The organism is Mesopusillimonas faecipullorum, assembly GCF_020539505.1.
In the GTDB taxonomy this organism is placed as follows: domain Bacteria; phylum Pseudomonadota; class Gammaproteobacteria; order Burkholderiales; family Burkholderiaceae_B; genus Mesopusillimonas; species Mesopusillimonas faecipullorum.
Map to the genome: position 1 here is coordinate 102,468 of NZ_JACDXW010000003.1, position 13,945 is coordinate 116,412.

The window sequence follows — 13,945 nt, forward strand, 5'->3', positions numbered from 1 at the left end:
GGACTCTGCTTCATGACGACCGCCCTGAACGCCACCCACGCCCCTCAGCTACGCAGCTGGGTCGAAAGCGCCAACGCCCCCGAGAACGGGTTTCCCATCCAGAATCTTCCCTTCGGTGTTTTTCATCCCGAGAACGAAGCGGCAGACTGGCGCGTCGGCGTTGCCATAGGCGACAGCATTCTGGATATACGCAAGGTAGCCGCTTTGGCCCCGTTTCAGGGGCAGGCCGCGGAAGCTTTGGCTGCATGCAAGGGGCAAACCCTGAATGCCTTGATGGGCCTGCCCGCCACACACACCAGCGCATTGCGCGCTGCGCTCAGTGCGGCACTGGCGCAAGGTTCAGCGCTGCAGCCCGTACTGGCATCGGCGCTATCCCCTCGTCTAAGCGCCCACCTGAAGCTGCCCGCACAAATCGGCGACTACACGGATTTCTATATTTCTTTGCATCACGCCACTGCAGTCGGGCGTCAGTTTCGGCCCGACAACCCATTGCTACCCAATTACAAGTGGGTGCCCATTGGTTATCACGGTCGGGCGTCCAGCATTATTGTGTCGGGTCAAAGCTTCACGCGCCCCATAGGCCAGACTCGCCCCGCGCAAGAGGGTGCGGCGCCTGCATTCGGCCCCGCACAGCGCTTGGATTACGAACTAGAACTGGGCTTGTTCATAGGCCAAGGCAATGATCTGGGCCAGCGCATAGACATAGAAACAGCCGAATCCCACCTATTTGGGCTTTGCCTATTGAATGACTGGTCGGCGCGCGATTTTCAGGCTTGGGAATACCAGCCTTTGGGGCCTTTCCTGGCTAAGAATTTTGCCTCGACGCTCTCGCCGTGGGTGGTCACGCTAGAGGCGCTGGCACCGTTTCGCATTGCCTTCAACCGCGACGCGCAAGACCCTCAACCCCTGCCTTACTTAAGCTCCGAAGCCAATACGCGCGCAGGTGCTTTCGATATCGACCTGCAAGTCTTGCTGACCACGGCTCAGTCACGGCAGACCGGGCAAGCGCCACATCAGCTGGCGCGCAGCAATTTTCGTCATGCTTACTGGACGCCTGCGCAACTGCTGGCTCACCATACCGTGAACGGTTGCAACTTGCGCCCTGGCGATCTGTTGGGAACCGGCACGCTGTCGGGGCCGGAAGCCGGCGAGGAGGGTTCTTTGCTGGAACTGACCCAGGGCGGCAAGCAGGCTGTGCAGCTACCCTGGGGGGAACAACGCAGCTTTTTGCTGGATGGCGACGAAATCATCTTGAAGGCGGAGTGCCGCAAAGAGGGTTATCCGCTTGTCAGCCTGGGCGAGTGTTCGGGAATCGTCTTGGCAGCGACCTGACATGCCCTCAGGCCGCTATCAGGCTTAACTCGTCACCAGCACCTTGCCTGGGTTCATCAAGCCCTGAGGGTCGAGCGCTTGCTTGATTCTGTGCATCAGGGCCATTTCAACCGGGTCTTTGTACTGGGGCAGGATATCCCGCTTTAGCTGCCCAACGCCGTGCTCTGCGCTGATAGAGCCTTTTAAGCTGTGCACACAATCGTGCACGATGCGGTAGACGTCTTCTTGGCGCGCCAGCAGTGCGTCTTCGCTCATGTCGGGGCCGCGTGCCACGTTGTAGTGCAAGTTGCCGTCGCCCAAATGCCCGAAGATGATGTGGCGTATGCCTGGCACAGCGGCTTGCAAGGCGGCATTGGCACGTTCAATGAAATCGGCAATATTGGAAACCGGCAACGAGACATCGTGCTTGATGCTCTTGCCCGTGTCTTTTTCTGCCAAAGGAATGCTTTCACGCAAATGCCACAAGGCCTTGCTTTGCGTGATGTTTTCGGCAATCACCGCATCCAGCACCCTGCCGGCTTCCAGAAGCTCGCCAACCACCGCTTCGAAACGCTCGCGTGCATGCGTCTCGCTTTCGCTGTCAGAGAGCTCAAGCAAGGCAAACCAAGGGCTGGCGGCTGACTCGCCCTCGAAGGGCAAGCGCTGCTGGGGATAGCATTGGTTGACCAGGCGCAAGCAATCGCCGGCCATAAGCTCGTACCCCGTGAGGGAGGCGCCGAAGCCTTGGCGGGCGGCGGACAATACCGCAATGGCGTCATCCAGCGAACCCAGCGCCAGCAAGGCCGTGCATTGCGCCACCGGTAAGGGATACAGCTTGAGCGTAGCCGCGGTAATAATGCCCAATGTGCCTTCGCTGCCTATGAAAAGGTTGCGCAGATCGTAGCCGGTGTTGTCTTTGCGCAGGCCGCGCAAACCGCGCCATATTTCGCCTTGCGGCGTGACGACTTCGAGGCCCAAGACCAGGTCACGTGTATTGCCGTAACGCAGTACTTGAGTGCCCCCCGCATTGGTGGCCAAGTTGCCGCCTATGGTGCAACTGCCTTCTGCGGCCAAACTGAGCGGAAACAACCTGCCTGCATCGCGCGCGGCTTGCTGCAGGTTTTGCAATATGCAGCCCGCCTCGACATCCATGGTGTCGTTGGCGCTGTCGATATGGCGGATGCGGTTCAGTCTAGCGGTGGAAAGCACGACAGCATTGCCGCTCATATCGGGCGTGGCGGCCCCGCATAAACCCGTGTTCCCCCCCTGAGGAACAATAGGTGTTGCGTGCTGGGCGCAAAGCTTGACCACTTGTGCGACTTCTTCGGTAGAGCCAGGCCGCACGACGGCCAGCGCTTTGCCGTGATAGCGCTCGCGCCAGTCAGCCACATAGGGCGCGGTCTCGTCGCCCAGCAATACGTATTCCGCGCCCAACAGGTCCGTCAAGGCTTTAACCAGATCGTTCATGCTCAACCATTCCAGTGAACACCGGCGTTTCCGGGCAGCCGGCAGGCCCAACAGGCCGCCTTTGAATGGGCAACGCTGCTTTCATGATTTCATCCATGCATTGTAGCCGCGCCGCGCCCAGAGGCGGTCTGCCCGGAGTAGGTTTAAGCCTTGCCTATGTCATAATCCACCCACTATTGGGTTCCTAAAAGGACATCACGCCGTGACACAAAACACGCTTCCCAACGCCGTATTCAAGGCCTACGACATTCGCGGCATAGTGCCCGATCAACTCAATAATCGATTTGCCCAGTTGCTGGGCCGCGCTTTGGCGCAGCAAGCCAAGAAAGCCGGTGTTTCCACCTTGGTGGTTGGATACGACGGTCGACTGAGCTCTCCTACTTTGTCTACCGCGCTGCAAGAGGGCATTATGGCCGGCGGGGTCGACACCCTGGATCTGGGCATGGTGCCTACGCCGCTGGTGTACTTTGCCGCACATACCCAAAAAACCGGCTCGGGCGTGGCCATTACCGGCAGCCATAACCCGCCGCAGTACAACGGCTTCAAAATGATGGTGGGCGGCATTACGCTGCATGGGCCGCTGGTGCAAGAGCTCAAACACATCATGCTAGACCCGGGTGAAGGCGAAGGTGGCGGCTCGCGTCGCCAACTCGACATCGTTCCCGCCTACATTCAGCGCATTGTCGAAGACGTCAAGCTGGCGCGCCCCATGAAGATCGCCATCGATTGCGGCAACGGCGTGGCCGGCGCGGTCGCCCCCCAATTGTTTGAGGCGCTGGGCTGCGAAGTCGATACTTTGTTCTGCGAAGTTGACGGCCGTTTCCCCAACCATCATCCCGATCCTGCCGACCCACACAACCTTGAAGACCTTATCCGTCACGTGCAGCAAACCGATTGCGAAATCGGGCTGGCCTTCGACGGTGACGGCGACCGTCTGGGCGTGGTGACGAAAACCGGTGAAATCATTTGGCCCGATCGTCAGATGATTCTCTATGCACGCGACATTTTGTCCCGCCAACCCGGCGCCACCATTATTTATGACGTCAAATGCAGCCGTCATCTGGGCGAATCCATACGCCAAGCCGGCGGAGAGCCCCTGATGTGGCAAACCGGCCATTCCATGATCAAGGCCAAACTAGCTGAAACCGGTGCACCGCTGGCCGGCGAAATGAGCGGCCACACGTTTTTCAAAGAACGCTGGTTTGGCTTCGACGACGGCCTTTACACGGGTGCCCGTCTGCTGGAAATTCTGGCACGTGACGCCAACCCCACCGCCGTTCTGGAAGCCCTGCCCAAGGATATCTCCACGCCTGAACTCAAACTGGAGATGCAAGAAGGCCAGCCACATGCCTTGATCCGCGAGCTTCAGAGCAATGGCCGCTTCCCCACGGCCCAAGCGCTTAATACCATAGACGGCGTGCGTGCCGAGTATGCCGACGGTTTCGGTTTGGCACGGGCGTCTAACACGACACCAGTGGTGGTGCTGCGCTTTGAGGCGGAAACCCAGGAAGCCTTAGCACGCATACAAGCAGAGTTTCGCGCTGCATTGACGCCTTTGGCCGGCGAAGCCAGGCTACCTTTTTAAAGTCGTAAAAGGGGCGCCACTGGCGCCCTTTTACTTTCCACGTGTTCGTCTGCTTTACACCATCAGGCTTTACCGGTGTTCGTCAGTTCGCGATAGAGCGCCACATGGCGACGCACCACCTCGCGAATATCGAATGCCTCTTCGGCCAATTCACGGCTGGCACGCCCCATGGTGGTACGCAACTCGACATCACCCGCCAAGCGCTGTACGGCTTCGCAGAGCGCGACGGCATCTCGCACGGGCACCAGCAGGCCCGTCACATCCGGCGTTATCGCGTCTCTGCAACCCGGCACATCGGTGGTGACCACGGCGCGCCCGCAAGCCGCCGCCTCGATCAAGGACTTGGGCAAACCCTCGCGATACGAGGGCAATACGGCGATATGGCAGTCGCGATAAAGCCCTGCAATATCGTGTTGCTCACCCAACCAGGTGACGACGCCTTCAGTCTGCCATTGCAAGAGTTCTTGTTCGGTCACACTAGCCGGATTGCCTGGGTCCGGACTGCCCGCCAACACCCAGCGCAAGCCGTGGGGTTGCCCGGCAGCGAGTCTGGCTGCCTCGACAAACTCACGTACGCCTTTGTCTGCCAGCATGCGCGCCACCATTAGTGCTACCGGCGGCCCCTCAGGCTCGGGAAAAGCTTGGTACGCAGTCAAGTCCACCCCAGAGCCACGAATCAGCACAATTTGCCCAGACCTGACCGCACCGGCCTGCTGCAGCACTTCGGCATCATTGCGGTTCTGAAAAATCACTCGGCTGTTAGGATGCCCCAGCGCCAGGCGGTACAAGACGGTGACGATGCGACGCACCCACACGCCCTTGCGGCTATTGTCCAGAAACAAAAAGCCCAGACCGGATATAGCCGCCATGTAAGCGGGCACCCGTGCGAGTCGAGCCGCAATCCCGGCGTATAGCACCGGTTTGATCGTCACCGCGTGGATCAGGTCGGGCCTGATCTGCCGAAACAAGCGCCACATAGCCCAAATACTGTGTACTTCCTGCAAGGGATTCCCGCCGCTGCGAGAAAGCGGAATTACGTGATGCGTGAGGCCGTGCTCGTTGATTTGCGCAACAGCCGGTCCGTCCATGGTGGCCACATGGACATCGAAACCCGCATCACGAGCCCCCAAGGCCAGCGGCAAACGATGCGACATGAAGAAGGCGGGATTGTTGATCACAAAGCACAAGCGTGGGCCCGCCGCACGCTTGTCGCTCTTGGAATGAGCTCGCGTTTCTTCTTGTGCCATGGTTCTCCAAACATTGTCGTAAGCCTGAACCATGCGCGTCAGACCATATTCACCGGCTATACGCTCACGCGCATTCAACAGCTTCTGCCGCGTTTCGGGCAGTGGCAATACTTGCAAAGCCTGCAGCATGGCTTCGGCCAAGGCTGGCGCGTTGCGCGGTGGGGCCACCCAACCATCAGCGCCTACGATACGTGCTGCATCCCCTACATCCGTGACCACACAAGCCACCCCCGTCGCCATGGCTTCGGCCACGACATTAGGAAAGCCTTCGGCCATACTGGAAAGCACGTGCATATCCAGCGCATTCATGACCTCGGGCACATCGTCTCGCCGCCCTAGCAGCATCACTTGCTCACGCAGCCCATGCTGGTCAATCAGCGCCATCAAGGCCGCATTCTCTGCTGAAATGCCATCCCCCAGCAACACGGCCTTCAGCCCACTGTGTTGACGTGCGCATAGCGCAAAAGCCGCCAGAAAGTTGCCGTGGTCCTTAAGGGGATTCCATCGCGCCACGCTCCCTATCAGCAAGGCTCCGTCTTGGACACCCCACTGCGCCCGCAAGCGCGCGCGTGCCTGGGCGTCAGGGCGCCAACGCGACAGATCGTAGCCATTGGGAATGACTTGCATAATGTCGGCCCGATAGCCCCACTGCTGGTGTCGACGGCTGGCCTCTTGGGCGCAGGCGACTATGCGCGCGGGCACCCATTTGGACAACCTGGCACACAGCCAGGCGGAAACACGTGAAGCACGACTACCTTGCGCCAGGTTGGCGCCCGAGTTGCGTATGCCCCACGACACTGCGCGTATACCAGCCAATCGGGCTACGACACCGCCAATCAAATCAGCGTGATACATCCAGGTCTGCACCACGTTCGGACGTTCACGTTTGAGCAAGGCGTAAAGCTGCCGCAAACCGCTCAGGCTGGGGCGTCCAGACGGCATGCCCAGCGTCGTCACCGCTACGCCGGCAGCGCGTAAACGCTCGCCGAATACCCCTTCATCTGTCAGAGACACCACATGGTGCTGAATCTGCTGCCCGGGCGCCGTTACCAGTCGGTACAGTACCGTTTCGGCTCCGCCCTGCCCTAAGCCGGAAATAATATGCACTACCCTGAAAGGCGTTTGGCCTTCGTGTGTAGGGGGCACTAGGGATGTCTGTTCGCTCATAAGCCTCCTGCTTGGGTCACATCACGCAGAACCGTCTGCCACTGAGCCAAGACCGCTGGCAGCCCATAGCGTGACCGTACCGACTGCGCCGCACTATCACCCAAAGTGAGCCGTAAATTTGCGTCACTCATCAAGCGGGACAGCGACTGACTTAAAGCCGCTTCGTCCCCCAAAGGGACGAGCAAGGCGTCCTCGCCCTGGCGCGTCATCTCAGCCGGCCCACTGGGGCAGTCCATGACCACGCAAGGCAGCCCCAAGGCCATGGATTCCAGCAACACATTAGGAAAACCTTCAATGGCGGAAACCATGGCAAATGCGTCAGCCTTGGACAGCGCTTGCCAGGGCTGGCTGGTGTTACCCGCCAACTGGATGCGAGCGCCCAAACCCGCCGCATCTATCTGCTGGTGCAAAGATTCGCGCATGGGCCCCTCACCCCAGATCGTCAGGTGCCAATCGGGATATTGATCTGCCAACTGCGCAAAAACGCGTATCAGTAAGTCGAACTGTTTGGACGGAATCAGCCGCCCCATGGCTGCAAGCTGGCGTATTGGAGGCGAAGCGGAAGCATCTGCTTTTGTCTGGCTTGCAACTTGCATGCCCGCCAAAGCATCGGGAAGGGGGTTGCTGATCGCAACGACATGGCGCGCACCCGGTGCTTGGCTCAACATGCCTTGTATGGCGGCTTCGGTTTGCACTACCACGCTGGCAGCCCGTGGATACAGCATGCGCCGCAACAGCTTCAAGACGCGCCCCGCACTTCGGCCATGTACAGGATCGGTGCGCTCTGACACAACCACAGGAATTCCCAAACCCCAGGCTGCCATCAATGCCATGACATTGACGTTGGTCAGGAAGGAGACAACTACGTCAGGCTTGCGGGTGCGCATCAAGGTGCGCAAGGCCGCCAATTTACGCAGACTTAAACCAGCTTGGCTGCCAGGCGTCACGTCATCGGCCAAATGATAAAGGTCTACGTTCGAATCCAGGGGATAGAAGCACTCGCCTTTGGGAATAAAGGTCGTCGTCAGCGTTACCGCATGCCCCGCTTGGGCCCAGGCGCTGGCAAGCGTAGTGGCCACCCTTTCGGCCCCTCCTGCGCCCAGCCGCCCCACCAGGAACAATATGCGCATGCTGCAATCTCCTGTTTGCGTCAGTCTCTCAGTTGCTCGTCCCACAGGCGCATGACGCGTGCGGGCGAGAAACGCTCCTTCACATCGACCGCCCGCCGGGCATACATTTGCCGTTTATGGCTGTGCATCATCAAGTCGGCCAAGGCTTCAGCCAAAGCGGAAACATCCCCGCTGGGGCGAACCAATACGCCGTCAATATCGGGACGGATGATTTCGCGCGGCCCGGTGTCGCAGTCGAAAGCCACACAAGGCAAGCCGCTGGCCATGGCTTCCAACAGGGTGTTGGACAAGCCCTCGGCACGCGAGCTAAGCACGTACATGTCCGACTGTTCGTACCACTGACCCACATTACCAACACGGCCAGGCATGCTGACGCGCTCTGTCAAACCCAGTTCTTCTATCTGTTTTTGCAGGGGGTCACGCAATGCGCCTTCGCCCAAGATGACGAGGTCCCACTCAGGCCGCTGAGCGGCAACGCGCGCAAAAGCCTCGATCAAAAGATCGAAACCCTTGAGTGTGTGCAGCCGCCCTACCGCCAGCAAGCGTAAACGCCCATGACGCTCAGGCGGCTCGACAACAGGATCAGCGGGCATCAAGGGCCATCTGACCGAATTGGGTATGACGGCGACTTTCGAGCCCGGCAGGTTCTGCTCTACCCAGGCTGCCGTGCCAGAGGTCAAGGTGATGACTTTAGACGCCTGCGGATAAGCTTTCTTGCGCAAATAACGCCACAGCCCCGAGATGCTTTGAACCGGCGGATGTGTGTGTTCGGTAGCGATGACACGACAACGCAAGCCTCTTGCCGCCACAACCGCCAGCACGGACGACGTGGTCATCATGCCCAGCACGACATCGGGACGGGTGCGGCGAATGAGCCGGCGCAAACGCCAAACGCGGCGCAGGTTAAGGCACAAGCCCTCGAACAAGCCGCGACTTTCCTGAGCCAGGCCCAATACCACCCGGTCAACGGAAGGGGGCAAGTCGTAAGCGTCTTCAGAGGCGTCAGCACGCGTGCTGATCGTGACTTGCCTACCCTTGGCCGCCCAGTACTCGGCCAGGTCGACGGCCACCCGCTCGGCACCTCCTCCGCCTAACGAGCGGATGACAATCAGGATACGTAAGGGACGGCTAGGGCTGGACACGTTTTTTCTCTTGAGGGACAGCAGGCGGGCGCCAAGCCACGCACAAATAGCAGGTAAAGGACAGCGCATACATGCCGACGGTAGCCAGCATAATGCCGGACACGCCCATGCTGGGCGCCAACAACAGGTTGAGCAAGGCCTTGATACCGAAGTTGGCAACGGCAATCAAGGCCATGATACGGTAACGCCCCTGGCTGGCCAGCAACTGCACCAACACAAGTACGCCAAAATAGAAAGGCAGTTGCAATAAGCCCCAACGCAAGGCCTGGGCGACCTCAAGCGTATCCTGAGCCGTAAAGGCACCACGCTCGAACAGCAAAGCCACTCCCCAAGGTGCCAGCGCCCACCCCACAGCCGTCGCCACTGCGCCCGCGCCCAACATGGCAACTGACCACTTCAGCGCCATGGCTCGGGCTCTAGTCTCATCGCCTTGTCGTTGCACATCGGCCAGCACCGGCAAGGCCGCACGCCCCACTGACGCTGCACCAACGCCCAACACCAGCGACAGCAACCGGGCCGCATAGCCCAAGGTGGCATTGGCGTTCTGGCCCAAATTGGCAGCCGTATATTGATCAATGGGTCCAACGAAGCTCATGGCCACCTGCCCGACTATCATGACACCTGCGGCAGCCAGCATGCCCGACCAGGCTGGAGAAGTCAGCCCCAGGCACGGCCTACCCCACATGCCGTCAGCGCGAGCCGCCAATTTCAGTTGCCACGCACATTGAATCAAGTAGCCAATCAACGTGCCCCACAATAAGGGCGCCACGCTGCAGTCGTCGGCGGCCAACATCACCCAGGCCAGAATCGCCAAGGCAGGCACGCTATCGAGCAAGGTATTGATATGACGTTCGCGCGCACGCAGACGGGCCGCGCTTAAGCCGGTGATGAGCGTCAAGAACGCAGCCGGTGCGAAAGCCAGCAACAGGGTGGCACTCATATCGCGCACTTCCGGCGCCAGGCCTCGCCCACCCCAATGCAAAACCCACGGCCACACCAGCCAGGTGAGGCCCGCCAAACCTAGGCCCAGCAGTAGCAATGCGCCCTGCAGCTCACCTAGGAATCGGGCTTGGCCGGAAGCACTGTCGTTGCGCATGCGCACCAGCACGGGGATGAGCACAACGGACAAGGCGCCCACCAGCGTCACCGGCAACCAACTGGCCATGGTCATGGTGAACTGATAGGCATCGACGACATCACTGATGCCGTATCGGTAAGCCACAGCCATTTCCTTGGCTGCACCCGCAAATTTCCCCAGCAGCAGGAAAAACGCGACTCGCGCCGCCCCTCGGGCAATGCGGCGATGATCTGCGTGCAAGCCCTCCAGCTTGCGCAGTATCCGCTTCATGCGCGGTCGCCGCCTGCCAAGCCTGCCTTCATCCCATCAACTCCGCCGGCGCTAGCCCAGAAAGCGCACGTACCAAGGCATGGCGGCCTGGATACCGCGCGCCACGTCGAACTGCGGCTCGTAACCGAGTTGCTGCCTAGCCTTGCTGATATCGGCTTGAGAATGCCTGACGTCACCAGCGCGAAAATCCCTATGCTGAGGCTCGAGCTTGTAGTCGATATCAAGAGGGCGCAATGCCTGCACCAGCTGATCGAACAGTTGATTCAGGGTGGTGCGTTGGTTGAAGGCAACGTTGTAGACTTCGTGCTCGGTGGCTTTCACGGCAAGAGAAGCCAGAATATTGGCCTGCACCGCGTTGTCTACATAGCAGAAGTCCCGGCTGGTTTCACCGTCGCCATTGATCACCACCACCTCGTCGCGAATCATGGCCGCCACCCACTTTGGAATGACTGCGGCATAAGCCCCGTTGGGATCTTGGCGCTTACCGAACACGTTGAAGTAACGCAGACCTGTGCTGCCCAGACCGTAGGCGCGGGCAAACACATCGGCATACAACTCGTTGACGTACTTGGTGACGGCATAGGGTGAAAGCGGCTTGCCTATGCGGTCTTCTATCTTGGGCAGGGCTTCGTGATCACCGTAGGTAGAGCTAGAGGCGGCATACACGAAAGACTGCACTTTGGCGTCGCGCGCCGCGACCAGCATGTTCAGGAAACCGGAGACGTTGACGCTGTTGCTGGTGATGGGGTCCTCCAGCGAGCGCGGCACAGAGCCCAGCGCCGCTTGGTGTAATACCCGTTCAACCCCCACCATGGCTTCATGGCAGGTGTCGAGATCGCGAATATCCCCTTCAATGAAGCGGAACCTGGCCCAACGTTCGGCCCCCACCGTAGCCGCCACCTCGTCTAGATTGCGTCTATGGCCAGTCGCGAAATTATCCAAGCCCACCACGGTTTGGTCCAGCTGCAATAAGGCTTCCAGCAAGTTGGAACCAATAAAGCCCGCGCAGCCGGTAACCAACCAGCGACCAGGCTGAGCCCGCAATTGCTCACATACGGTCTGATAACGATTTTCCATGCTTGCCTTTTCTACTTTGATGACGCCTGAACGTGCTTAGAGCCGCAGATCGGATTCGTCCGTACCCAGCACATACTTGAGGTCATACAGTACGTGTTCTGGTTTGCCTAAGGCCCGTATGGCCTGAGTACCCATATCGATGAACTGTTGATGCGACACCGCCAGCACAATACCGTCGTAGGAGCCGGCCTCGGGCGCAGACACAGGGGTCAGCCCATATTCGCGCTTGGCTTCTTCGGCATCCACCCAAGGGTCGTAGACATCGACCGACACATCGTACTCAGCCAACTCGGCCACAATATCTACAACGCGCGTGTTGCGTAAGTCGGGGCAGTTTTCTTTAAAAGTCAGGCCCATGATAAGAACGCGGGCACCCTGCACCTGAATCGTGCGCTTGACCATGGCCTTGACCAACTGCGAAGCCACATAGCCGCCCATGCTGTCGTTCAAACGACGCCCTGCCAAAATGACTTCGGGGTGATAGCCGATAGCCTGTGCCTTATGCGTCAGGTAGTAAGGGTCTACGCCTATGCAGTGTCCACCCACCAAACCGGGACGGAAGGGCAGGAAATTCCACTTGGTACCGGCAGCTTCAAGCACAGCCTGGGTGTCGATACCCAAGCGGTTGAAAATCAGCGCCAATTCGTTGATCAGGGCGATGTTCACATCGCGCTGGGTGTTCTCGATCACTTTGGCGGCTTCCGCAACGCGGATGCTAGGGGCTTTATGCGTGCCCGCCGTGATGATGCTGGCATACAGCGCATCGACCAGGTCGGCGATCTCGGGGGTAGAGCCAGAAGTGACTTTCTTGATGGTGGCCACACGATGAAGCTTGTCACCGGGGTTAATACGCTCGGGGCTATAACCCGCGAAAAAGTCCTGGTTGTACTTCAGGCCCGAAAGGCGCTCCAGCACCGGCACGCACACCTCTTCGGTAGCGCCCGGATAGACCGTTGATTCGTAGATGACTATGTCGCCACGCTTGAGCACCCGACCCAACGTTTCACTAGCGCGAACCAGCGGGGTCAGATCAGGCTGTTTGAATTCATCTATGGGGGTGGGCACCGTGACAATATAGACATTGGCCTGAGCCAGGGACTCCCCATCACTGGAAAAGCGCAGGTGAGCCGCCTCGGCCAGTTCTTCGGACGAAACTTCCAGCGTGTGATCCTGCCCAGCTTGCAGCTCGGCAATGCGTTGCACGTTGATGTCGAAACCTAATACTTCGCGCTTCTTGCCGAATTCCACAGCCAGGGGCAGGCCCACATAACCCAAACCCACTACTGCCAGTTTCACGTCTTCGATTCGCAACACTTTCTCCTTGAAACAATCTTGGCTGAACGGCACCTAGCGGGCCGCTCACATACCTGTTTAAGCTTATTTGGGTGGCCCGGCCCGTTTACCTAGAGAGGGCAACAGCAGCCAGGCTGGCCTGCGCCATGACACCAGGCGCGAGTAGATCCAGATATAGACCGCCGCAAATACCGCCATGCTGGCACACAATATATAGACATCGTCATACCAAATAGTTGCCGGCACCAAACCGATAAGGGTGAGCACCCATAGGTAAGGCGATGCCAAAGCATTGCATAGCGCGGGGACGGCATGGCGCCGATCACGGCTGAAGGTGACACGCACCAAGCGGCGAAACACCAGTTGATGCAAATGCAAAGCATCGGGCTGATCCACCGGCGTGCCGCGCTTGAAACGACGGCGCCAGATGGAAAACAGTGTCTCGAATACCGGATAGAAAACCGCCGCCAAGGCATAGAAAGGCGATACGCTGGGGTTACGCACCACCAACTGCACAGCCAGTTCAGCCAGCATGAAACCCAGGAAGTAAGCCCCGCCATCCCCAAGAAACACCCGGCCAAAGGGGAAGTTCCAAACTAGGAAGCCCAGGGTGGCCGAAGCCAGCGCCGCAGCGATCAGAAAAATGGGGATATCTTGCACCTGGAAGGCCACCAGGCCTATGGACAGCGCCATCAACAAGGCCACCATGCCCGCCAGGCCGTTCATGCCGTCCACGATATTGAGGGCGTGCGTACAGCCGCCAACCGCCACCACGGTGACCACCATGGAGATAGGCCAGAACGCCAACAGCCAATCGATTCCCGCTATGCCCACACGCGTAACACCACCCAGCAGCCACCAAGCAATAGCCGCCGACGCAAAAGCTGCCAGCAAGCGCTTGCCGGCACCGACTTCTTTGGTGATGTCTTCGAGTAAGCCGGACACAAATACCGGCATGGCCGCGATAAAAAGCACGGGCCATAACCACGTCAGCGTCATATTGCTGGGGCCTAGTACCAACAGCCCGGCCAAAGACCCTGCGACAACGGCAATCCCGCCGACTCTGGGCGTGGCCCGCGCGTGCGAAGCCTGGGGCTTATCCAGATCGGAATCCCCGGTAAAACTGCCATGCCAGCGTTCAGAGGCGACAATCAGCCCGCCCACCATGAACGCCACAA

At 59.3% G+C, this 13,945-nt stretch carries 10 protein-coding genes and 1 pseudogene; 2 read left to right on the forward strand and 9 right to left on the reverse strand.

Annotation, left to right across the window (positions count from 1 at the left end; translation table 11 throughout):
- The first annotated feature begins 12 nt into the window (after positions 1 to 12).
- Positions 13 to 1,332, forward strand: a complete 1,320-nt coding sequence (fahA, locus tag H0484_RS06990; protein ID WP_226953831.1) for a fumarylacetoacetase — start codon at positions 13 to 15, stop codon at positions 1,330 to 1,332.
- Between the two features lie 24 nt (positions 1,333 to 1,356).
- Here fahA and H0484_RS06995 read toward each other — a convergent pair whose 3' ends face one another.
- Positions 1,357 to 2,778 (reverse strand): FAD-binding oxidoreductase, encoded by a 1,422-nt coding sequence (locus tag H0484_RS06995; protein ID WP_226953832.1) that lies wholly within the window; start codon positions 2,776 to 2,778, stop codon positions 1,357 to 1,359.
- A gap of 202 nt (positions 2,779 to 2,980) precedes the next feature.
- Here H0484_RS06995 and H0484_RS07000 point away from each other — a divergent pair, with 202 nt between their 5' ends.
- On the forward strand, positions 2,981 to 4,363 hold the full coding sequence (locus tag H0484_RS07000; RefSeq protein ID WP_226953833.1) for a phosphomannomutase/phosphoglucomutase: 1,383 nt from the start codon (positions 2,981 to 2,983) through the stop codon (positions 4,361 to 4,363).
- Positions 4,364 to 4,425: 62 nt separating this feature from the next.
- Here H0484_RS07000 and H0484_RS15205 read toward each other — a convergent pair whose 3' ends face one another.
- The 8 genes and pseudogenes from H0484_RS15205 to H0484_RS07035 form a co-directional block, all read right to left on the reverse strand.
- Entirely contained in the window at positions 4,426 to 5,610 is a 1,185-nt protein-coding gene (locus H0484_RS15205) for a glycosyltransferase family 4 protein (protein ID WP_315859940.1), read from the reverse strand.
- Positions 5,611 to 5,730: 120 nt separating this feature from the next.
- Positions 5,731 to 6,777: pseudogene (locus H0484_RS15210) on the reverse strand (glycosyltransferase family 4 protein); the annotation flags it as partial.
- Positions 6,774 to 7,907, reverse strand: a complete 1,134-nt coding sequence (locus H0484_RS07010; RefSeq protein WP_226953835.1) for a glycosyltransferase family 4 protein — start codon at positions 7,905 to 7,907, stop codon at positions 6,774 to 6,776. The gene H0484_RS07010 and the pseudogene H0484_RS15210, both read right to left, overlap by 4 nt.
- 20 nt (positions 7,908 to 7,927) lie before the next feature.
- Complete coding sequence (locus H0484_RS07015; protein ID WP_226953836.1) at positions 7,928 to 9,049, reverse strand: glycosyltransferase family 4 protein; 1,122 nt, start codon at positions 9,047 to 9,049, stop codon at positions 7,928 to 7,930.
- On the reverse strand, positions 9,036 to 10,397 hold the full coding sequence (gene murJ / locus H0484_RS07020; RefSeq protein WP_226953837.1) for a murein biosynthesis integral membrane protein MurJ: 1,362 nt from the start codon (positions 10,395 to 10,397) through the stop codon (positions 9,036 to 9,038). Before murJ ends, H0484_RS07015 begins: the two co-directional genes overlap by 14 nt.
- 51 nt (positions 10,398 to 10,448) lie before the next feature.
- Complete coding sequence (locus H0484_RS07025; RefSeq protein ID WP_226953838.1) at positions 10,449 to 11,474, reverse strand: SDR family oxidoreductase; 1,026 nt, start codon at positions 11,472 to 11,474, stop codon at positions 10,449 to 10,451.
- Between the two features lie 36 nt (positions 11,475 to 11,510).
- The gene (gene tviB / locus H0484_RS07030; RefSeq protein ID WP_255644613.1) at positions 11,511 to 12,785 is read right to left on the reverse strand and encodes a Vi polysaccharide biosynthesis UDP-N-acetylglucosamine C-6 dehydrogenase TviB; all 1,275 of its coding nucleotides are present in this window, start codon (positions 12,783 to 12,785) and stop codon (positions 11,511 to 11,513) included.
- Between the two features lie 66 nt (positions 12,786 to 12,851).
- Positions 12,852 to 13,934 carry an MraY family glycosyltransferase gene (locus H0484_RS07035; RefSeq protein WP_226954120.1) on the reverse strand — a complete coding sequence of 361 codons (1,083 nt, stop codon included), beginning with the start codon at positions 13,932 to 13,934 and terminating at the stop codon, positions 12,852 to 12,854.
- Between the last annotated feature and the right edge of the window lie 11 nt (positions 13,935 to 13,945).